General features: G+C 65.2%; 21 protein-coding genes. 10 read left to right on the top strand and 11 right to left on the bottom strand.

Annotated features, from left to right (window positions below; translation table 11 throughout):
- Positions 1-74: 74 nt before the first annotated feature.
- The 3 genes from VPH41_RS10055 to VPH41_RS10045 are packed head-to-tail and all read right to left on the bottom strand — an operon-like array spanning position 75 to position 1,702.
- On the bottom strand, positions 75-635 hold the full coding sequence (locus VPH41_RS10055; RefSeq protein ID WP_328569878.1) for a hypothetical protein: 561 nt from the start codon (positions 633-635) through the stop codon (positions 75-77).
- Positions 632-1,066: a DUF1801 domain-containing protein gene (locus VPH41_RS10050; RefSeq protein ID WP_328569877.1), complete on the bottom strand. Its 435-nt coding sequence runs from the start codon at positions 1,064-1,066 to the stop codon at positions 632-634. Before VPH41_RS10050 ends, VPH41_RS10055 begins: the two co-directional genes overlap by 4 nt.
- A gap of 39 nt (positions 1,067-1,105) precedes the next feature.
- Entirely contained in the window at positions 1,106-1,702 is a 597-nt protein-coding gene (locus VPH41_RS10045) for a hypothetical protein (RefSeq protein ID WP_328569876.1), read from the bottom strand.
- Between the two features lie 189 nt (positions 1,703-1,891).
- Between VPH41_RS10045 and VPH41_RS10040 the strand changes: the two genes are divergently transcribed.
- Positions 1,892-2,800: a VirK/YbjX family protein gene (locus tag VPH41_RS10040; protein ID WP_328569875.1), complete on the top strand. Its 909-nt coding sequence runs from the start codon at positions 1,892-1,894 to the stop codon at positions 2,798-2,800.
- 137 nt (positions 2,801-2,937) lie between these two features.
- Entirely contained in the window at positions 2,938-4,290 is a 1,353-nt protein-coding gene (locus tag VPH41_RS10035; RefSeq protein ID WP_328569874.1) for a serine hydrolase, read from the top strand.
- A 3-nt stretch (positions 4,291-4,293) separates the two neighbouring features.
- Here VPH41_RS10035 and VPH41_RS10030 read toward each other — a convergent pair whose 3' ends face one another.
- The 3 genes from VPH41_RS10030 to VPH41_RS10020 all read right to left on the bottom strand — a co-directional run bounded on the left by VPH41_RS10030 (position 4,294) and on the right by VPH41_RS10020 (position 7,957).
- A complete protein-coding gene (locus VPH41_RS10030; protein ID WP_328569873.1) occupies positions 4,294-4,647 on the bottom strand; it encodes a hypothetical protein in 354 nt (117 codons plus the stop codon).
- Between the two features lie 4 nt (positions 4,648-4,651).
- On the bottom strand, positions 4,652-6,220 hold the full coding sequence (locus VPH41_RS10025) for an EAL domain-containing protein (RefSeq protein WP_328569872.1): 1,569 nt from the start codon (positions 6,218-6,220) through the stop codon (positions 4,652-4,654).
- A gap of 219 nt (positions 6,221-6,439) precedes the next feature.
- Entirely contained in the window at positions 6,440-7,957 is a 1,518-nt protein-coding gene (locus VPH41_RS10020) for an MFS transporter (RefSeq protein WP_328569871.1), read from the bottom strand.
- 63 nt (positions 7,958-8,020) lie between these two features.
- On the opposite strand from VPH41_RS10020, the gene VPH41_RS10015 reads away from it, so the two are divergent.
- The gene (locus VPH41_RS10015; protein ID WP_328569870.1) at positions 8,021-8,917 is read left to right on the top strand and encodes a LysR family transcriptional regulator; all 897 of its coding nucleotides are present in this window, start codon (positions 8,021-8,023) and stop codon (positions 8,915-8,917) included.
- A gap of 2 nt (positions 8,918-8,919) precedes the next feature.
- On the opposite strand, the gene VPH41_RS10010 is transcribed toward VPH41_RS10015, so the two are convergent.
- Positions 8,920-9,489, bottom strand: a complete 570-nt coding sequence (locus tag VPH41_RS10010; RefSeq protein ID WP_328569869.1) for a helix-turn-helix domain-containing protein — start codon at positions 9,487-9,489, stop codon at positions 8,920-8,922.
- Positions 9,490-9,592: 103 nt separating this feature from the next.
- Here VPH41_RS10010 and VPH41_RS10005 point away from each other — a divergent pair, with 103 nt between their 5' ends.
- Complete coding sequence (locus VPH41_RS10005; protein ID WP_328569868.1) at positions 9,593-10,123, top strand: GNAT family N-acetyltransferase; 531 nt, start codon at positions 9,593-9,595, stop codon at positions 10,121-10,123.
- 13 nt (positions 10,124-10,136) lie between these two features.
- Here VPH41_RS10005 and VPH41_RS10000 read toward each other — a convergent pair whose 3' ends face one another.
- The 4 genes from VPH41_RS10000 to VPH41_RS09985 all read right to left on the bottom strand — a co-directional run bounded on the left by VPH41_RS10000 (position 10,137) and on the right by VPH41_RS09985 (position 13,516).
- Positions 10,137-11,321: a low temperature requirement protein A gene (locus VPH41_RS10000; RefSeq protein ID WP_442906265.1), complete on the bottom strand. Its 1,185-nt coding sequence runs from the start codon at positions 11,319-11,321 to the stop codon at positions 10,137-10,139.
- Between the two features lie 65 nt (positions 11,322-11,386).
- Entirely contained in the window at positions 11,387-11,644 is a 258-nt protein-coding gene (locus VPH41_RS09995) for a hypothetical protein (RefSeq protein WP_328569866.1), read from the bottom strand.
- Between the two features lie 127 nt (positions 11,645-11,771).
- Entirely contained in the window at positions 11,772-12,722 is a 951-nt protein-coding gene (locus VPH41_RS09990; RefSeq protein ID WP_328569865.1) for a 2-hydroxyacid dehydrogenase, read from the bottom strand.
- Between the two features lie 125 nt (positions 12,723-12,847).
- Positions 12,848-13,516: a hypothetical protein gene (locus VPH41_RS09985; protein WP_328569864.1), complete on the bottom strand. Its 669-nt coding sequence runs from the start codon at positions 13,514-13,516 to the stop codon at positions 12,848-12,850.
- Between the two features lie 232 nt (positions 13,517-13,748).
- On the opposite strand from VPH41_RS09985, the gene VPH41_RS09980 reads away from it, so the two are divergent.
- The 6 genes from VPH41_RS09980 (at position 13,749) to VPH41_RS09955 (ending at position 21,456) form a co-directional block, all read left to right on the top strand.
- Entirely contained in the window at positions 13,749-15,938 is a 2,190-nt protein-coding gene (locus VPH41_RS09980) for a TonB-dependent receptor (protein ID WP_328569863.1), read from the top strand.
- 80 nt (positions 15,939-16,018) lie between these two features.
- Positions 16,019-16,900, top strand: coding sequence for a hypothetical protein (locus tag VPH41_RS09975; RefSeq protein ID WP_328569862.1), 882 nt, complete (start codon positions 16,019-16,021; stop codon positions 16,898-16,900).
- 68 nt (positions 16,901-16,968) lie between these two features.
- Positions 16,969-18,126, top strand: a complete 1,158-nt coding sequence (locus VPH41_RS09970; RefSeq protein ID WP_328569861.1) for a sensor histidine kinase — start codon at positions 16,969-16,971, stop codon at positions 18,124-18,126.
- 128 nt (positions 18,127-18,254) lie between these two features.
- Entirely contained in the window at positions 18,255-19,709 is a 1,455-nt protein-coding gene (locus VPH41_RS09965; RefSeq protein WP_328569860.1) for a circularly permuted type 2 ATP-grasp protein, read from the top strand.
- On the top strand, positions 19,703-20,647 hold the full coding sequence (locus VPH41_RS09960) for an alpha-E domain-containing protein (protein ID WP_152281014.1): 945 nt from the start codon (positions 19,703-19,705) through the stop codon (positions 20,645-20,647). The genes VPH41_RS09965 and VPH41_RS09960 overlap by 7 nt, the downstream gene beginning before the upstream one ends.
- Entirely contained in the window at positions 20,647-21,456 is an 810-nt protein-coding gene (locus tag VPH41_RS09955; protein ID WP_328569859.1) for a transglutaminase family protein, read from the top strand. The genes VPH41_RS09960 and VPH41_RS09955 overlap by 1 nt, the downstream gene beginning before the upstream one ends.
- Positions 21,457-21,524: the final 68 nt, after the last annotated feature.

The raw sequence follows: 21,524 nt of genomic DNA, 5'->3' as shown, positions 1-21,524 counted from the left end.
TGAGGCGATGCCGTGGCGAAATGAGGACGAAGCATGGGCAGGTGCGTATCAGTTATCGGAATGCCATTATACGGTCACAAACGGCGGTTCAGCACGCTGTCGATATCGTGGGTTTTCAGTTCCACGTGGACAGCGCTGTCTTGCAGCCAGTAACCGTCGTCCCCCTGAGCCAGCGCAGCCAGATCGAGCGTGCCCAGCGCTGGCGGGATGGCGCCGGCAAGGAAAGCCGCCGCATCGTCCCATGCCGCATAAAATAGTTTCAGGTACCAGCCGTCGTCGTGGGCAAAGGCGAGGAAGCGGTTTTGCAAGGCGGCCAGCTGCGTGCGCTGCGACGGCGCGGCGCGGTAGGCGAGCGCTGCCGCCACGTCCCCGTCCAAGGACGGCAGCGCCGCGCCCCGCCAGTCGGCCCAGGCATGGCTGCCGCAGGCGTACAGGTCTTCTTGCGCCAGGGCCGGCAATTGCTGCTGCGCCAGCGCCTGGCAAGCGGCAGGCTTCCTGGGCGTCCCGGCGCTTCCCTTGCGCAGCACGATGCCGCCCGCCTCGACCAGGACGGGAATAAAATCCTTGAATTCGATGCCGGAAGCGACCAGCATGCGCTCGGCCGGGTCGTGCCACAGATACAGATAATGTCTCACGTGCTCGTCCGCTTTGCCTTGGGCGCCGTGTTCAGGGCCACGGCGGCGCGTATCAGCGCCTTGAACGCGGCAGTATCGAGATGCTCGCCCTCGTGGAGGTCGATGGCCCGGCGCGTGTTGCCGTCCAGGCTCGAGTTGAACAGGCCGTCCGGATCGGGCAAGGCGGCGCCCTTGGCGAAGGTCAGCTTGACGGCCAGTTTATAGGTTTCGCCCGTGCAAATCATGCCCGCATGCGACCACACGGGCACGCCGCGCCATTTGACTTCTTCCACCACGTCCGGGTCTGCCTGGCGTATCAGCGCGCGCACCGTGGCCAGCGTTTTCCCGCGCCAGTCCGCCAGCGCGGCGATTTTCGCGTCGATCAGGGCAGTGGCGGACTCGACGCTCACCGCGCCGTCGTCGGACTGCGTGTCTGGTTCTGCTTTTTTCATGGCGGTGATCTCCTTTCCTGGTGCCCGTGTGCGCCTGCCTTACGGTGCGGGATCGGCCATGCAGCGTACAAGCGAGGCAATCAATTGTGTGCGCAGTGCATGGTATTGCGCGTCCGTCGCAAAGTCGAGCGGATCGCCAGGCTGGTTCAGTATGTAGGCGGTGGCCACCGTGCCACTGGCAGCGTGCAGCAGCGAGTACAGACCGAGGATGCCCGGCGCGTGCGCGATACTGGCGTTATTCAATCCTAGCACTTCCACGCCATCGCGCGCGTCCGTTTCCAGCGGCAGCTTGCCTTTGGCGGCCATTTCTCCCATTTGCGCCACGATGGCGTCGCGGTCGGCGGCAAAGCGGCCTGCGGCGCTGCGTTCGATTTTCAGGTTCACCAAGGGCAAGCTGCTCTTGCGGAACAACATCAGCCGGTAGCCATCGGTCGTCGATACCTGCGCCTCGCCCGTCGCCAGCTTGACGCTGCGCGTCGTCGCATGCGCAGGCAAGCGGTCCTGCTGCCTGAACTGGAACTGGCTGCGGTTGATGCATTGCGCCAACGGCCCCAAGGGGTCGCCCGTACGCTCTTGCGCCTGGGCGCACAGCGCGGCGACGAGCAGGGGAATGGCAAGCAAATGGCGGTGATGCATGAATGGCGGCAGGCGTCGAGTGAAGTTGCCGCGAGCATAACCGTCCATATTGCCAGAAGGCAAATGTTTAGTTACCATCCTCTAAATACCCGCCTGCATGGCTTCTTAATATGAAATTCACCTGGCTCGCGTAGCATTCAAATTGGCAAGGCTCTCATTGTGCAGCGCCTGCCATTTTCCGGCTGAATCATGAATGACATCGCTTTATCCCTGCACCACGGCGCCGCCGTGCCGCACCCCGCCAGCGGCCACCGCTTGAAAGCGGCGCTGGGGGCCCTCTTCTTTCCCCGCCAGCGCACGCGCTGGCAAGCGTTCCTGGGCAGCATGCCAGGATTGAACACGCTGGCGCAGCTGCATCCCTGCCTGCGCTTCAAGATATACCGCCCTTACGCCTCGCGCCAGCTGGGCTGCGAGGATCGTTTGGCCTTGCTGGAAGGACACTACCGTTTCCTGTGGCAGGCGGGCGCGCGGACCCTGGTCGAGCGGGCCGCGCGCCAGCCCCTGGTGCTGGCCGCGTTCGAAGGCAAGGACGGCGCGCTGTACCGCCTGCAGCTGACGGCCATCCACGACAGCTACCGCGAAGGCGAGCTGTGCCTGCGCCTCACGTGCGACGGCCAGCCCCTGTATCTGGCCAGCTTCCTGTTCCTGCCGCGCGCCGACGGCGTGTCCTTGCAGCTGGGCGCGCTGCAAGGCTTGCGCTCGGAAGCGGGTGCCCAGGCCGTGAAGACGGCCACGCGGGCCTTGCACGGTTGCCGGCCAAAAAACCTGATGGTCGCGGCCTTGCGCGATTTCGGCGATTTTTTCGCCTGTAACAACCTGTTTTTGATCAGCAATGACAACCGCATCGCCTTGAATGCGCGCCGGCGCCGCCATATTGCCGCCGATTACGACCTGGCGTGGCAGGAATTGCATGCCTTGCGCATGCCCAACGGGAATTATCACTTGCCCTGCGCCGCCTACCGGGCGCCCGACCTGGCCGCAGTGCCGTCAAAGAAGCGCGCCGATGCGCGCCGGCGCGGCGAATTATTGCAATGCATGACCAGCGACATGCGTGCGCAGCTGGCGTGCCTGCTGGAAGCGCCGATAGCTGAACATTGAGCAATCGCAAGCCTTGCCATACCGGCAAACATAAAACTCAGGCAACCTTCATGTTGGGCCCGTATCCTTCACCATGCATGCCAGCCACCTTCCCCATGCGCCGGCGTGCCTTCGATCCACTCTGGACAAGGTTACCCATGACACCCACTTTCGCCCTCCTCCCCCTTTGCCTCGCCGGCACCGCCGCACTGGCCTCTCCCGTGCTGGACGACGCCGTGCGCCAGCGCGCAGAAGAACTCACCCGCACGGGCCTGCACGCCAGCATCGTCATCGCCGTGATCGAAGGCAAGGACAGCGCCGTGTATGGCTTCGGCAGCAGCCGGACAGGCAAAAGCGCCAAGCCTGGCGCCGACACCGTTTACCAGATCGGTTCCGTCACCAAGACCATGACGGCTTTGCTGCTGGCCAACGCCGTCGTCGAAGGCAAGGTCAAGCTCGACGAGCCCGTGGCGGCCTTGTTGCCGGGCTATACCGTGCCTGCCTTCGATGGAAAAACGATCAGCCTGCTCGACCTGGCCACGCATTATTCCTCGCTGCCGCGCCTGCCCGACAACTTCGCGCCCAGGGACCCGGCCAACCCGTATGCCGATTACACGGAAGCGAAGCAGCGGCAGTTTCTTGCCGCCTACCACCTGCCGCGCGCGCCAGGCACGGCCTTTGACTACTCGAATATCGGCTACGCCGTGCTGGGTACGGCCCTGGCCGCACAGGCCGGCACCAGCTATGAAGCGCTGCTGCAAAAGCGCATCGCCGTGCCGCTCGGCATGCGTTCCACCTCGAACCAGCCCACGCACGGCATGCTGGCGCGCCTGGCGCCCGGCCATCTGCTGTCGGGCGAACCCACGCCCGCCTGGGATTTGAATGTGGTGGCGCCGGCCGGTGGCGTCTATTCCAGCGCGCGCGACATGGTCGCCTACCTGCAAGCGTACATGTTCAAGCCGCTGCGTCCGTATGCGCTGGCGATCCAGCCGCAGCGTCCGGTGGCGTCCGGCGACGACACGAAAATCGGCCTGTCCTGGCTGCTGGAACAGCGACAGGGCCGGGCCTACGCCTGGCACAGCGGCCAGACGGGCGGCTACAGCAGCTATGCGGCGTTCACGACGGACGGCAAGCGGGGCGTGGTGGTGTTGACGAATACGGCGCGCGACGTCGATGCGCTGGGCTTATCCACCTTGCTGCCCGGCACGCCCCTGCCGCCGCTGAAAAAGCCGCAAGCGGCCATCGAAGTGCCGCGCGCCGCGCTCGCCGAATACGTTGGCGAGTATCCATTGGACAAGGATTTCACCTTGACGGTGAGCCTGGGCAAGCAGGGCCTGGAAGCGGCCGGGACAGGCATGGGATCCGCCCCCTTGTTTGCCAGCGCGAAAGACCAATTCTTCTTCCGCGCCATCGATGCGGAACTGGCGTTTACGCGCGATGCGGCGGGCAAGATCGCCAGCGCCGTGCTCAAGCAAAGCGGTCAGGACACGGTCTTGCCGCGCAAGCCGTAGCGTTCAGACTGCCGGGTCTTGCATGAATTGCTCGACCCGTGCAGCAAACGCCGCCTTGCTGCGCGTGCGGAACTCGCCCAGGAACACCTCGCTGTCCTTGACGACCTTGCCGTGGCGGTCGTATGCCACCCTGCCCATTTCCAGCACGAACTCGCCCTGCGGGTCGTCTTCCGGTTCGAAGTGCGAGTTGAAGCCGTAACCGCTGTCGCGGCAATGGCCCCACAGCAGCAATGCGCTGCTGAACCATTGCATGGTGTCCGGACCCGGCTCCACCTCGAACAGGGTGTTGACGGTGATGTGCCAGCCGCCCGGTACGCGCAGCGGCTGCAAGGGATAAGGAAAGCGCGCGTGTTTCATGATTTCATGATGCGGACGGCGCGCGGCGCGTCTGGTAAAAGGCCAGGAAGTCCAGGGCCGGCAGCGCCTTGGCAAACAGCCAGCCCTGGCCGAATTCCACCTTGCGTTCGCGCAGATAATCAGCTTGCTGCTGCGTTTCGATGCCTTCGGCCACGATCAGCATGTTCAAGGTGCGGGCCATGGCGATGATGTGCGGCGTGACGCTGCTGGTGGCGGCGTCCGTGCCGATGGTGTCGACGAACGATTTGTCGATTTTCAAGGCGTCGAGCGGCAGGTTTTGCAGGCTCGACAGGCTTGAGTATCCCGTGCCGAAATCGTCGATAGCCACCGCGTGGCCCCGCGCGCGGGCCTTTTCGATGGTGGCGCGCGCCGCTTCCACGTTGATGAAGCCACGCTCCGTCGCTTCCAGCCAGATCTGCTGCGCCTCGATGCCCGTGCCGTCCAGCGCCCGTTCGAGCACGTCGAGCACGCGGCCCGTTTCGATATCGCTGGCGCACAGGTTGATGGCGATGTGCAGGTCGCGGTCGGCCAGCAGCGCGCTGCGCATGTCGGCGATGACGCAATCGATCACCTGGTCCGTGATGGGCAAGATCAGGCCGCCCTCCTCGGCCACAGGGATGAACAGGTCGGGCCGTATCATGCTGCCGTCGGGACGACGCCAGCGTATCAGCGCTTCGGCACCCACGCACACCCCCGTGTCGAGCGCGATGATGGGCTGATAATGGACAAAGAATTCGCGCCGGTCGATGGCGATGCGCAGCTCGCCCATCAGCGACAGGCGGCGGCGCGACAGCCAGATGACGATGCCGACGATGAAGGCGGCCATCAGCAGGCCCAGCGGCAAGAGCAGCAGCTGTTCGCGCCGCAGCCTGTCGTTCAGCTTGCTGCGCGGCTCGATCATCACGGCCGTCAAGCCGTCGCGGTACAGGATGGCATGGATGCTGCCGTCCGGCGTGACGCCGTCCGCCGCCGGATGGCCGGCGAGCAAGGCCTGCACCTGCGCGGGGTCCGGATGGTGCAAGGTGTCGAGCACGCCCCGCTTGCCGATGGCCACGGCCATCTGGATGTCGCTATCGACGATGACGTCGGAAAAGCGCACGGGATCGATCAGCACTTTATAGGCGCGGTAGGACAATCCCACCATGCGCTTGCCGCCGCTGGCGACGGGGCGCAGGTCGAAATCGAGACCCAGGCCATTGTCCAGGTTGAAATCGGGCGGCGTGATGGCGATGCGCGCCTCCTCGATGCCCGTGGACGTGCATTTGAGAAAGCCGTTTTCCACATAGCCGATATCGTCGATGCTGCGCGTGGTGATGGTGATGCGGCGCAGCTGCTGGATATGCGCTTCCGAACACGGCGCCAGGTCCAGCGCATCGGCGCTGCGCAGGGCGGCCCCGGCCGAGGCGATCGAACGGTGGGCGCGCTCGAGCGCGTAGCCGGCCAGCAGGCGCAGGCGTTCCTGTTCGCCCTGCTCGGCCCGCACGGACGACAGGTAAAAGGCCAGGCTCAGGGGAGCGGCCACGCCGATGACGGCCACCAGCACGCTGGTGATGATGATGCGTTTTCTGCGCATGCGCTCCTCCCGCACCGAACATAAGCTACTGCGCGTCGCGATTTGCGGCCTCCGATGCTCACTGTGCTCAAGCACAGCTCCGCTTCTCAGCCACAACTCGCTGCCGCTCGCTACGCTTCTGTTCGGCGCTCTTGATTGGTCGTGTTATATGAATGCCATGTATTTCCTGATGGCATCATATTACAAGTGCAAGCGGCGCACGTGAATCTTGCTGAACAGTTACACTTTTCCTGCTGCCGGCGCAGCGGACAATACTGGCCTGGCCAGCACGAACACCAGCGCCGCCACAACGGCCGCCAGGCCGCCAGCCAGGTACAGCACGCTGGCAAAGCCGTCGATGAAGGCATGGCGCGCCGCTTCCTGCGCCACGGCCTGCATGGCGGGCGGCAGCTGGCCGAACGCGTCGGCCGCGTTGCCGGCCACGATGCGCCCTATCATTTCGGGCGAAGCCTTCAAGCCGTGCAGCCACGCCAGTTTTTCGAACGAGGCGGCCGTGCGCATGGCCAGCACGGCGCCCAGCGCGCCCACGGCCAGCACGATGCCGACAAAGCGCGTGGTGGTGCTGATGCCGGACCCCATGCCCGTGCGTTCGCGGGGGATGCAGGCGAGAATGGCCTTTTGCGTGGTGCCATTGAGCAATCCCGCCCCCGCGCCCGTGACGACCATGCCGGCCGCCACCAAACCGTACTGCAAACTGGCGACGGCCAGGGCCGTGGCCACATTGCCCACGGCAACGATCAGCAAGCCCGTCACGAGGATGCCGCGGTCGTCCAGATGGCGCATGGCGCGCGGCGCCAGACGCGACAGCACGACCATGGCGACGGCAAACGGCAACATGGCGCAGCCGGCCAGCACGGCGGAAAAGCCGAAGGCGTTCTGCAGGTACAGGGGTAAAAACGTCATCATCACTTGCGCGGCGATGGCGTAGCCGAACATGCCCAGCACGGCCCCGACAAACACGCGGCGACCGAACAGGGACAAATCGACCATGGGCGCCCGCTGGCGCCGTTCCGCCAGCACGAACACGGCCAGCAGCGCGGCGCCGGCCAGAAAGCGCAGCGTGGTGGCGCGGCTGGACCAGCCCGCCACGCTGGCGTCGATCAGGCCCCAGATGATGCAGAACAGGCCGGCCGAAAACAGCAGCGCGCCCAGCGGATCGAAACTGGCGTTCGACGCATCTTTTGATTCATCCACGTGTTTGTGCACCAGCCACATCAAGATGGCCACGACGGGCAGGTTCAGGTAGAAAATCCAGCGCCAGTTGATGACGCTCGTGATCAGGCCGCCCAAGAGGGGCGCCACCGTCATGGCCACCCCCATGGCCGCGCCCCACACGGACCAGGCGCGCGCCCTCTCCTTTTCCGCATGAAACGTGTGGCCGATGACGGCCAGCGCGGAAGTCAGCAGCAGCGCCGCGCCCAGGCCCTTGACGGCGCGCGCCACGTTGAGCACGAACGGCGTCCACGCCAGGCCGCACAGCAAGGACGCCAGCGCGAACACGGCCAGGCCGCACAGCATGACCCTGCGCCTTCCCAGACGGTCGGCGATGCTGCCGGCCGGCAGCAGGAATGAGGCGAACGCCAGCATGTAGGCGCTGACCACCCATTCCACGTCGACAAAGCTGGCGTTGAGCGAGCGGGCGATCGACGGCAGCGAGACGGCCACCACGTTGGTGTCGAGCATGATCAGCGCGCACACGCCCGAGCACGTATATAAGGTCCAGTTGGTATTTTTCATGCCTGTATTTTAAGCAGGCTTGTATTATTTCCTGTTATAAGATGATCGCCTTATAATTTACCCATGGTGAATACAGACAAAGCGATGGAATTGCGGCATTTCCGCTGCGTGCTGGCCGTCGCGCACAGCCTGCACTTTGCCCGGGCGGCCGCGGAACTGGGCATTTCGCCGCCCGCGCTGACCAAGCAGGTGCAGGAAACGGAAAGCTTGCTCGGCACGCGGCTGTTCCAGCGCAGCAAGCGCGCCGTGGCCCTGACGGCGGCCGGCGAGCTGTTCGTCATCGAGGCCACGCGCGCGCTGGCCCAGCTGGCGCAGGCGCAGGAAGTGGCGCGGCGGGCGGGCCGGGGCGAACTGGGACGGCTGGAAATCGGCTACGTGGCTTCGGCCGCATACTCAGGCGTGCTGCAGGACCAGTTTGCCCGCTTTCGCGCCAGCCACCCCGGCATCCATATCGGCGCGCGCGAATATGCGATGGATACCCTGCCCGGCTTGCTGGACCAGGGCCGCGTGGACCTGGCGTTCGTGCGCCCGCCCCTGCACCTGCCGGACGGACTGGACAGTGTCATCCTGCTGCGCGACCGCTTCGTGCTGGCCGTGCAGGCGGACAGCCCGCTCGTGCGCCTGCACGTGATCGGGCCCGCCGCGCTGGCGCAGCAGGCGTTCATCGTGCCGGAACAGGAATTGGGAACCCTGGAAGCGAGCCGGCGCGGCGGCTTTGCGGCGCAGGTGGTGTCGCGTCCGGGCAGCCTGCTGGCCGTGCTGACGGAAGTGTCGCTGGGCGTGGGTTGCGCCATCGTGCCCCACTCCGTGATGGCCAGCGTGCAATTGCCCGGTGTTTGCTTCCGCGAGCTGGAAGGCCCGCAGATCAGCTCGGAAATCGCCGTGGCCTTCCGCCGCCACGAACAGGCACCCGCCGCGCGCGCCTTCATTGCCCAGCTGCGCGCGGCGGCGCTGGCCTAAGCTCAAGCGCTCTTCAGTACCGCCACGGCGTAGGTGCAATCGGTCGAGGTTTCATTCCTGAACACGCAGTCGGCCGGCGGCCCCAGCTCCAGGCAGTCGCCCTCGTCCAGCACGTGGCGGGTATCGCCTTCGATGAAGACGAGGCTGCCGCTGAGCGACCAGATCAGCTGGCGCCGCGCCACATAGGCGGCGGCCGGCATCGCCACCACGGCGCCCGGCGGCAAGCTGATATGCACGAGGTCGAGCAGCATGTCGGAAGCGGGCGACACGTGCCGCCGCACATAGCCGCTCTGCGGGTCTGTCCACACGGGCTGGTCCGCCTTGCGCAGCAAACGCCCTTCGCGCATTTCGGCGCGGGCGATCAGTTCGGACATGCTCAGGCCGAAGGCGCCCGACAGCCGCGCCAGCAAGGTGGCCGTGGGGCTGCAATCGCCGCGCTCCACCTTGTGCACCATCGCGCGCGACACGCCCGAACGGGCCGCCAGCTCCGTCAGCGACCAGCCCAGCCCCTCGCGCTCGAGGCGCACCCTGGCGCCGATGCGCTGGTTCAGTTCGTCTGGTTTAGTGGACATATATTGGATTTCATTCCGGCTTCCATTCGGATTTTATTGGACAAGGCGTGGGCGGCAATCTATGATTTGTCCATTATAGTAGACGCCCAGCAAGGAGATCAACATGCAGATACGCGATGCCCGGACGGGCGACCTCGAAGGAATCACGGCCATCTACAACGATGCCGTCAGCAACACCTTGGCCATCTGGAATGAACGGACGGTCGACGTGGCCAACCGCGCCGCCTGGCTGGCTGACCGCGAAAAGGCCGGCTATCCCGTGCTCGTCGCCATCGATGAGGCGGGCAGCGTGGCCGGCTACGCCTCGTTCGGCGACTGGCGCGCCTTCGAGGGCTTCCGCCATACAGTCGAGCATTCCGTGTATGTGCACCCGGATTGCCGCGGCGCAGGCATCGGGCTGGCCCTGATGGTGGAATTGATCGCGCGCGCGCGCGGCATCGGCAAGCACGTGATGGTGGCCGGCATCGAGGCAAAAAATGGCGGCTCGATCGCCCTGCATAAAAAACTGGGATTCGTGGAGGTGGGATTGCTGCCCCAGGTGGGCACGAAGTTCGGCGCCTGGCTGGACCTGGCGTTTCTGCAGCTGACGCTGGACGCGCGCAGCGATCCGGACGGCATTGCGCCGTCCAGATAAGCTTACGCGGGCATCAAGGGTCGATGTCGGCCGGCGGGCGGCGCAGCGCCATGTGTTCCCACACGGCCACGAGGACCAGCACGCAGCTGGTGATGCAGGCCAGGGTCAGCGGTGCATACAGGCGGCCATACGCCATCGGGATCAGCGCCAGGATGATCAGAATGCCCAGCAGGTGCGACAGCGGCGGCGTGGCGCGGTCGTTGCTGACCCATTTGAACAGCGCATTACCCAGCAGATACAGGATCGGGCCGCCCAGCAAGGCGCTGATGCCGGCGAAGCTCGCCTCATCCGGATGCACGAGGGCCAGTTCGTCGGCCACGGCGCTGACGATCACCCCGCCCACGATCAGCACGTGGATATACGTGTACGCCTTGCGGGCGATGCTGCCCGGGTCTTTCGAGTGGGCGATGCGGTGGTGGCCCGCCTCGGCGCCCGTGTCGAAATAGATCCACCACATGGCGATGCTGCCCACCAGCGCCGACAAAAAGCCCAGCCAGTTTCCGGGTGTCCATTCCAGCCCCGCGAACGTGGCGCCCGTCACCAGCAACGATTCGCCCAGGGCGATGATGACGAACAGCGCGCAGCGTTCGGCCATGTGGCCGCCGTCGACATCCCAGTCGGCCGTCGACGAACTGCCCATGCCCGGCACGCCAAAGCGCATCCACGGGCCGGCCAGGTCGATCGCCAGGGCCCCGCCCCACCAGAAGAGGCGCTGTTCGGGCGACGCGATGCCGCCGGCAATCCAGAAGATGCCGGACAACACGGCCCACACAGTGATGCGCTGGAAATTGCGGCGGCGCGCCAGTTCTTCGTGGCGCACGGCCCACCAGGCGAACAGGGGGCGGCCCACCTGCATGGCCACGTAGGCGCCCGCAAAGCCCAGGCCCCGCGTGCCGAACGCTTCCGGTATCGAGGCGGACATGATCAGGCCGCCCAGCATCAGGGCAAACAGGCTGATGCGCACGGGGATGCGTTCGGGATCGAGCCAGTTGGTGATCCACGAAGTAAAGATCCATACCCACCAGACGGCCATCAGCAACAAGCCCGTCTGCAGCCAGCCCAGGGCGCTCAAGTGCGCCAGCAAGCCGTGCGATAGTTGCGTCACGGCAAACACGAATACAAGGTCGAAGAACAGCTCGATCATGCCCACCTTGCCGCTGTCCTGTCCGCCGCGCTTGCGCAACAGCGATTTTGTCAATTCCATAGCTACTCTTTCATCATCAATCCTGGCCGTGCTGGCGGTGCTGCCCATGGGCTGGCGGCTCAGGCGCGTTGTAAACGCCACCACAAAAAACCGGCCAGCAAGGCTGGCACGGCAAAAATTACTGCAAAAATCGGTAGTTCCTCGGCGACGGAATAGCCGGCCGTCAGCACGCCCACCGCCATGTTGACGCCGGCGCCCAGCAGCCACAAGGGAATGAAAGCCAGTGCCGCATGCGCCATCGCGCCCCTGCCCCACCCCACCAGCAGGCACAGTGCCAGCAGCGCGAAGCCCGCGCCCATCACCAGTATCGTATGCATCGCCATTCCTTTCGCCAGACTATCGTATAAAAATGCTATTTATAGGATGCTAACGCATTTTGCTGGCGCCAGAGACGATTCGCTGAAGGTGGCATGCGCCTGGCCGCACATTGGCGATAAACCGGGCTTAAACCACGGGCGTGGGCAAAGGCAGGCCGGCAAAGTGGGCGCGCAGATTGTCCACGACCAACTGCCCCATCGCATGACGCGTTTCCACGGTCAGGCTGCCCACGTGCGGCGTCAGCACCACGTTCGGCAAGGCGCGCAAGGCGTTTGGTACGCGGGGTTCGTCCGCAAACACGTCGAGGCCGGCCGCGCCCAGGTGGCCGTCCTGCAAGGCGGCGATCAGCGCGTCTTCATCGATCAGGGCGCCGCGGGCGATATTGATCAAGGTGCCCTGGGGACCCAGCGCGTCGAGCACCGTGCGGTCGACGATCTTGCGCGTGGCGGGCGTGCCCGGCGCGCAGACGAACAGGTAATCGCTGTCCTGCGCCAGGGCCAGCAGCGATTCCGCGCGCGGCACGTCGGTGCCGGCAATGGCGCGGGGCTGGAAGTAGCGCACCTTGACGCCAAACGCGGCCAGGCGCAGGGCGATGGCTTGCCCGATCTGGCCGAAACCGAAGAAGCCGGCCGTCTTGCCGCGCAGGCTGGACGCGGGAGCGATGGCTTCGCGGCGTTCCCAGCCGCCGTCGCGCACGAAACGGTCGAGCGCCACGATGTGGCGGGCGCTGGCCAGCAGCAGGCCCAGCGCCACGTCGGCCACGTCGTCGGTGAGCACGTTCGGCGTGGTGGTGACGGCGATGCCGCGCGCACGCGCCTCGTCGAGCGCCAGGCCGTCGAGGCCCACGCCATTGACGGCGATGATTTCCAGCGCGGGCAGCAAGGCCATGTCGGCCGCGTTCAGGCCCAGCGCGCCCGTCGTGACGACGGCGCGGATGGCCGGCGCCCGTTCCGCCAGCCAGGCATGGCGCTCGTCGGCCGGCACCTGCCACGCGTGATGGCAGGTGTAGTGCTGTTCCAGCTGCGCGTTGACGGCAGCCGAGGGGCTGGGAGCGAGGATGAGGAGTTCGGGTAGCATGGGCGTCCTGGGTCGTGTCGACAAGATTTGCAGACGCAACTTAGCATATTTGGGACCCCGCCGGGGCTGAGCGCCCCGTAATTGCCGTGAAAACTGTGTACTGCGCTGTGTGCTGCGCGGAAACGTTATCCCGGGCAAGGCACGCGTTTTACCTTGCCGCCCGTCCTGGACGGGTCGGCGCCCGCGCCCGGGTTGGCATCCATGCCATAGCAGGTGGCGCCGCCGGCGCTGACGATGCGCGTCACCGGCCGGCCGTCGGCCGACAGGTATTCTTCCACGCGGATGACGGGCCCGCCACGGTAGGCGGACGCGACCAGCTTCTGGAACGCGGTTTCGCTTTTGAGCTCGGCTGCGGCCAGCCACGGCTGCTCCTGCTTCAGTTCGCCACGCAGGGCCTTGTCGGCGGCGCCCGCCGCCAGCCGCGCGCGCGTGCGCAAGTCCGTCGCGGACGGCGCTGCCGATGGCGCGGGGGCTGCTTCCTCGGGAACGGCGATCGCTTGCGCCGCCACGGCAGGCAGCTCGGGAACGGCGGGCGGCGCACTGGTGCGCGCGCGCGGCATGGGGACAGGCATGGGCATCGGCAAGGGCATCGGCGGCGTCTGCGGCAGCGGCCGGGCCGGCATCAGCGTGAGGAACGCCACTTCCGTGTATTGCTTGAGCTGCCGCGCCGGCAGCAGCAGGAAATACAGGCCCAGTGCATGCATGGCCAGGATCAGCGCGACGGCCGCGCTTTTCAGGCTCAAGCCGCGCTGCATGCGCTGGAAGGCGGACTGTAAGTGGCGGTGCAATGACATGCGGTTTCCTGGGGGCGCCGGGCGCGATGGCCCATTTTAACGAAACTTGGTCATAGGCATTAATAAATCCACAAGGTATCGTGTGACGCGCCTTTTTCCGCCAGAATCCAGTGCCTGCCGGGCCAGGTGTTGTACAAATGGCGACTTTTTTGCCACATTCTCACGCTTTTCCACGCGCTGCGCGCCACTGGAATATAATGATAATCATTCTCATTACTATCCAAACAACACCATGCGTACCTTCCGCCTCGCCCCTACCCCTTTTGCCCTGGCCGCCTTCCTGCTGGCCAGCAGCACCGTCCACGCCCAGGCCACCTTCACGGCGCCGGCCGGCGATGCGCAAACCATGCCCACGGTGGTCGTGAATGCATCGGCCGATGCGTCGGCGGAAGGCTTGTCGAAAGCCTATGCGGGCGGCCAGGTGGCGCGCGGCGGGCGTCTGGGTTTGCTGGGCAATGTGGACATCATGGCCACGCCTTTCAATAGCCTCAACTACACGCAGGCGCTGATCCAGGACCAGCAGGCGCAAGGCGTGGGCGACGTGCTGCAGAACGACCCGGGCGTGCGCGTCACGCGCGGTTTCGGCAATTTCCAGGAAATGTACATGATCCGCGGTTTTCCCGTGAATTCGGACGACCTCGCGTATAACGGCCTGTACGGCTTGCTGCCGCGCCAGTTCGTCGCATCGGAATTGCTGGAACGCGTGGAAGTATTCCGTGGCGCCAATACCTTCATCAACGGCGCGGCGCCGGGCGGCGGCGGCATCGGCGGCGCCATCAACCTGCTGCCCAAGCGGGCGCCGAATGCGCCGCTGACGCAAGTGACCGTGGGCGTGGAAAGCGGCGGCCAGGCGTATGTAGCCACCGATATCGCGCGCCGTTTCGGCCCCGACAACAACACGGGCATCCGCATCAATGCGGCCCGCCGCGACGGCGATACGGCCGTCAAGCATGAAAAGCGCGAACTGAGCGTATTTTCCATCGGCGCCGACTACCGCGGCCGCGACTTCCGCCTGTCGGCCGACGCCGGCTACCAGGACCACAAACTGACGGCCCCTCGTCCCAGCGTGAATGTGGCGGCCGGCGTGGCGATTCCGGCCGCACCCGACGCCAGCCGCAATTTCGCTCAGGACTGGACCCGTTCGAACGAGCGCGACACCTTCGGCACCCTGCGCGGCGAATACGATATCGCCAAGGATGTCGTGGCCTGGGCCGCGCTGGGCGCGCGCAGCGGCAATGAATCGAACGTGCTGGCCGTACCCACGGTGGCGCGCGCGGACGGTTCCGGCACGGCTTACCGTTTCGACAACGAACGCCGCGATACGGTGCGCACGGGCGAAATCGGCGTGCGCGGCAAGGCCGTCACGGGCAGCGTCAGCCACAGCCTGAGCGCCACGGCGTCGACCTTCTGGGCGCAATCGCGCAATGCCTATGGCATCAGCGGCAATTTCAACGCCAGCATCTATGCGCCGTTCAACGCCGTGCCGCCAGCCGCCAACCTGTACGTGGGCGGCAAGCTGGACAATCCACTGGTCACGTCGCGCAGCATCCTGTCCAGCTTTGCCGTGGCCGACACCATGGGCTTCGCCAACGACAGCGTGCTGCTGACCGTGGGCCTGCGCCGCCAGACCATCAAGGATGACAGCTACAACTACGACACGGGCAAGCAGACCGATCCCGGCTACAGTGAAAGCACCACCACGCCGCTGGCGGGCCTCGTGTACCGCCCCAGCAAGGAAGTGTCCGTGTATGCGAACTACATCGAGGGCTTGCAAAAAGGCGCCGTGGCAGGCGGCTTTGGCGTGACGAACAACATCGGCCAGGTCTTCGCCCCGTACAAATCCAAGCAGAAGGAAATCGGCGTCAAGTATGACGGTGGCCGCATCGGCATGAGCGCCGCCCTGTTCACCACCAAGCAGCCGCTGGCCTACGTGGACAACGGTACCTTCGGCGTGTTTGGCGAACAGCGCAACCGAGGCCTGGAACTGTCCGTCTTCGGCAGCCCCGTGCGCGGCTTGCGCCTGCTGGGCGGCCTGACCTTCCTCGATGCGGAACAGGTCAACGTGCTCAAGAAGGAAAATAACGGCAAGGACGCCATCGGCGTGCCGCGCAGCCAGCTCAATGCCGGCGTGGAATGGGATGTGCCGGGCGTGCGTGGCCTGGCGCTGACGGGCCGCGCGCTGTACACCTCGACCCAGTACCTCGACGCGGACAACCAGCAGAAACTGCCGTCATGGACCCGCCTGGACCTGGGCGCCCGCTACACGACCAGTATCGCCGACCGCGCCGTGACCTTGCGCGCCCGCCTCGACAACGTGACGGACAAGAATTACTGGGCTTCGGCCGGCGGCGCTTCCAACTCCGGCTACCTGGTGCTGGGCGCCCCGCGCACGGTTGTCGTTTCCGCCTCGGTCGACTTCTAGGCAACCTTCCCCACCCCGGCAGGGGCGCACCGCTGCGTGCGCCCCTGTCCATCGGGCGCGGCATCGGCGACAATGCGCGCATGACACTGCGCCCCGCCCTCCTCTCCCTGCTTCTCTTCGCCACCGCCGGCACCGCCTTTGCCCAACAGCAAACCGCCTGCCCCTACGTGGCCTGGAAAAGCGGCTTCAAGGGAGATGCGCGGGCGCAAGCCACGTGCCTGCTGCGCCCCGTGAAGCTGTATGCGCGCCTGGGCGAGACCGCGCCGCTGCCCGAATTCCTTGCCGCCCACATCGGCCAGCGCACGGATATCGCCCCGGCCCGCCTGCGCGCCTGGCTGGCGCAGCAATCGGTCAGCGAAGCGGACGTGGGCGGCGCCGTCGATGCACCCCTGTCGCGGGCCGTGGGCCGGCTGGCGGCGCCCATGGCCCGGTATTTCGTCATCCACGACACCAGCTATCCGAATTTCCTGCTCGACGCCATTCCAGCCCACATCAACGATGCCGGCTGGGATTTCAACGATTTCAATATACGTAACCCTGCGCTCGGTAGCGGGCCGAAAGGCCATGTCTACGTGAACCGACTGGGCGGCTCCCTGCAAGTGCGCGACTTCGGCACGCCAGGCTACGCCAGCAAGCTGGAAAAGGACAAGCCGTCGCTGACGGGGCTGTTCCTGCACGTGGAACTGGTGCAGCCGCGCAACTCCGTGCCCGGCGGCGGCAAGGGCAACGACGGGCTGGCGCCCGATCCCGGCTTCACGCCCGCGCAATACGAGCGCCTGGCCCTGCTGTATATCGCCGCCAGCGTGCGCAGGGGCACGTGGCTGATCCCCGCCTTCCACGCCGTGCTCGATACGGGCTTTGCGAATGGTCATGATGACCCACAGAACTTTTCCCTGAGCGAGTGGTCAGCGGCGCTTTTCCGCCTGCATGCGGCCTTGCGGCAGGCCGATACTGGGCAATAAGGCGTTTCCCTGGCCGCTGATTTGGCGCATACTATTAAGCGCATAGCCATTCCTGTCAGGGAGTTCCGGTGAATATTGCCACTGATCAGCACACGGGCCGCCAGGCAAGCAGACGCCATCCGCTGCAGCGCGCACAGCGCATCTTTGCCATGCGCGACGCCGTCCTCACTGAATGGGAACAGCGCGTGCGCGCCAGCGTGCGGGGCGCGGACCAGCTGCTCACGCCCATACTCATCAATACCTTGCCGGCCTTTTTCGACAACCTGGCCGAAGCCCTCACGCCGGGCCACCCGCGCGAAAACGCGGCCAGCAACAGCAACGTGCCTGCCGTGCATGGCAATGAACGGGCGCGCATGACCAATTACGGGCCGGAACAGGTGATCCAGGAATACCAGATCTTCCGCGACTGCTTTGCCGCCGTCGCGCATGAATCCGGCATTAGCCTGCGCAGCAAGGATTGGCAGGTGATCAACGAATCGATCGATTCGGGCATCCGCGAATCGATACGCGAATTTACCAGCATGCACGAAGGCTTCCGGCGCCGCATCGCGGCCGGCCTGTCGCACGACATGCGCAACCCGCTGGCCGTCATCAGCACCAGCGCTCAGCTGCTGCTGCGGCCGGCGGAGCCGGAACGGGTGGTGGCGCTCGCGCACAAGATTGCCGAGCACAGCAAACGGCTCGACAGCATGATCGAGGAATTGCTCGATAGCCTCAGCTACCACCAGGGCCAGCGGTTGCCATTGGCGCTGAGCCGGTTCGACGTGCTGCCCCTGGTGCAGGCCGTGGCTGGCCAGGTCAACCTGCAGCGTCCCGGCAAATGCCATGTCCAAGGGCAATCCGTCACCGGCTGGTGGTGCGAGAACTCGCTGCGGCGCGCGCTGGAAAACCTGCTGGGCAATGCCCTCAAGTACGGCGACGACGCCCCCATCGGCGTGCACGTGGAAGCGACCCACGAACGCCTGATCATCACCGTCCACAATAGCGGCCACGCCATCGCGCCGGAACAGGCCGAACGCATCTTCGACTACCTGCGCCGCGAAAACGACAACCCCGCGCCCGGCTGGGGCATCGGCCTGCCCTTCGTGCAGAACGTGGCGGAAAGCCATGGCGGCAGCATCGCCGTCGACAGCGCGCCCGAAACGGGCACCAGCTTCATCTTCGACGTGCCCGTCGATTGCCGGCCCTTCGTCGAGCCCGCTGGCGTCCCCAACAATGACTGCTAGCGCACCAAATCGGTGCGAAGGATGGCGCGACGCCACAAAAGTGGTCATATTTATACCAGTTCGCGCCCGCCCTGTTGGCACGTTTCCTGCTGAGCTATACCCAGACACGGCTCAAGGGAAATCACAACATGGCAAATTTTTTCAATGAAATGACTGCAAATGACGTGGGTACGGACAGCAAGATACGTGAACACTATCGTGAATTCAGCAACTGGCTGGAACAGCAATCGCCCGAGACCATCGCCCGCAAGCGGGCCGAAGCCGACCTGACGTTCCGCCGGGTCGGCATCACGTTTGCCGTGTATGGCGACGATGCCGGCACGGAACGCCTGATACCGTTCGACACCATCCCTCGCATCATCCCCGCCGCCGAATGGGCGCAGATGCAGACGGGCCTGGTGCAAAGGGTGCAAGCCTTGAACATGTTCATCCATGATATTTATCATGAGCAAAACATCATCAAGGCGGGCATCATTCCCGCCGAGCAAATCTACAAGAATGCCCAGTACCGCCCGGAAATGCAGGGCATTGCCGTCGCTTCCGACATTTACGCCCACATCGCGGGCGTCGACATCGTGCGCGCGGGCCAGGGCGAATTCTATGTGCTGGAAGATAATTTACGGGTACCGTCCGGCGTGTCCTACATGCTGGAAGACCGCAAGATGATGATGCGCCTGTTCCCGGAACTGTTCGCCCGCAACCGCATCGCCCCCGTCGATCACTACCCGGACATGCTACTCGACAACCTGCGCTCCGTCGCCCCCATGGGCGTGGATGATCCGACCGTCGTTGTCATGACGCCCGGCATGTACAACTCCGCCTACTTCGAACATGCGTTCCTGGCCCAGCAGATGGGCGTGGAACTGGTGGAAGGCAAGGATCTGTTCGTCAACGACAACTCCGTGTACATGCGCACCACGCGGGGACCCAAGCGCGTGGACGTGATCTACCGCAGGGTCGACGACGATTTCCTCGACCCGCTGGCCTTCCGCTCCGATTCGTCCCTGGGCGTGCCGGGCCTGCTGTCCGTCTACCGCGCGGGCCGGGTGACGCTGGCGAACGCCATCGGCACGGGCGTGGCCGACGACAAGTCCATCTACCCGTTCGTGCCCGACATGATCAAGTTTTATTTGTCGCAGGAACCGATATTGAACAACGTGCCCACGTACCAGTGCCGCAAACCGGCCGACCTGTCCTACGTGCTGGCAAATCTGCCCAAACTGGTCGTCAAGGAAGTGCATGGCGCGGGCGGCTATGGCATGCTGGTGGGGCCCGCGTCCAGCCTGGCGCAGATCGAGGACTTCCGCCAGCGCCTGCTGGCCAATCCGGGCGGCTACATCGCCCAGCCGACACTCGCCCTGTCCGCCTGCCCCACGTATGTGGAAGCCGGCATTGCGCCGCGCCACATCGACCTGCGTCCGTTTGTGCTGTCCGGCAAGACGATTTCCATGGTGCCCGGTGGCCTGACCCGCGTGGCCCTCGGGGAAGGCTCGCTGGTGGTCAATTCCTCGCAAGGGGGCGGCACCAAGGATACCTGGGTACTGGAAGCCACATCCGCTTTTGCAGGAGAGAAAACATGCTGAGCCGCACTGCCGATCATTTATTCTGGATGGCCCGCTACACGGAGCGGGCGGAAAACACGGCGCGCATGCTGGACGTCAACATGCAAACGTCCATGCTGCCCCAGTCCGAGCAGGACGCGGAACAGGGCTGGCGCGCCACCCTGGGCATTTCCGAGCTGCAAAGCGCGTACGACCACAAATACGGCCGCTTCCACACGCGCGACGTGCTCGACTTCATGGTGCGCGACCCCAACAACCCGTCTTCCATCCTCGCCTGCCTGACGGGCGCGCGCGAAAACGCCCGCGCCGTGCGGGGCACCCTGACGACGGAAGTGTGGGAAATCCAGAACGCCACCTGGCTCGACATGCAGAAACGCCTGAAAAGCAATCTGCTGGAAACGGACCCCAGCCAGTTCTTCGAATGGGTCAAGTACCGCTCGCACCTGTCGCGCGGGGTCACGCTGGGCACCATGCTCAAGGATGAAGCCATCCACTTCATCCGCCTGGGAACCTTCCTGGAACGGGCCGACAATACGGCGCGCATCCTCGACGTGAAGTTCCACGGCGCGCGCGACACGTCGAAAGACGTGGCCCAGCGCGACTTTTACTACTGGGCGGCCCTGCTGCGCTCCGTTTCCGGCTTCGAAATCTACCGCAAGGTCTACCGCGACGTGATCACGCCGGCACGGGTGGCGGAATTGCTGATGCTGCGCGGCGACATGCCACGGTCCCTGCTCGCCTGCATGGATGACGTGGTGGAAAATTTAAAACATATCCGCAACGACGTGTCGGCCGATACGGAGCGGTTTGCCGGCAAACTGCATGCGGAGCTGAAATTCGGCCATATCGACGACATCATGAAGGCGGGCTTGCACCATACCTTGACGGAATTTCTGGAAAATATCTACGACCTGGGCAACCGGGTCAGCCGCGACTTCCTCGTTCCCCTGGCGGCCTGATGCAGCTCACCATCCGCCACGAAACCCATTACGCCTATAGTGCGCCGCTGGCCTACACCATCCAGCAGCTGCACCTGACGCCGCGTATCGAGCCGCAGCAGCGGGCCCTGTCCTGGCACATCGCCACGCCAGGCCAGTGCCACGTCTACACGGATGCCTACGGCAACCTGTCGCACATGCTGACGATCAATGGCAGCCATCAATCGCTGAGCCTGGTGGCGCACGGCGTGGTGGAAACCATCTACCCGCACAAGGGACGGCTGAACCTGGTCGATACCCTGTCGCCGCTGTTGTTTACCATGCCGACACCGCTGACCCAGGCCAATCCCGCCATTCTCGCGCTGACGGCCGCCAGCCTGCCGGACCGCCGGGTGACGGCGGGCACGGGCCATTTGCTGCGCCTGGCCGAGCACATCGTGGGCCAGGTGGCGTATGAAAGCGGCGCCACCATGGTCACCACCACGGCCGGCGACGCCCTGGCTCTGGGGCGTGGCGTGTGCCAGGACCACGCGCATCTGTTCCTGGCCTGCTGCCACGCCTGGGGCATCCCCGCCCGCTACGTGTCCGGCTATATCGATCCGGGCACGACGGGCCACGCGGCCAGCCACGCCTGGGTCGACGCGTGGGCGGAAGACGCGGATTTCGCGGGCTGGGTCAGCATCGACGTCACGCACGCGCGGCTGATGACGGATGCGTATTGCCGCCTGGCCATCGGGCGCGACTACGACTCGGCCGCTCCCGTGCGCGGCGTGCGCCAGGGCGGCGGCACGGAAACCTTACGTGTCGACGTGCAGATCGTGCCCGTGTAAACGGGCAGGAATGAGGCTGGCCGGGCCTTGACAGCAGGTGGCGCGGTCCGGCTGGTGTAGAATGCTAC

It is taken from the genome of Janthinobacterium sp. P210006, from assembly GCF_036231885.1.
In the GTDB taxonomy this organism is placed as follows: Bacteria; Pseudomonadota; Gammaproteobacteria; order Burkholderiales; family Burkholderiaceae_D; genus Janthinobacterium; species Janthinobacterium violaceinigrum.
The sequence above is the reverse complement of the archived record's forward strand: the minus strand, read 5'-3'. Positions and strand labels throughout refer to the sequence as shown.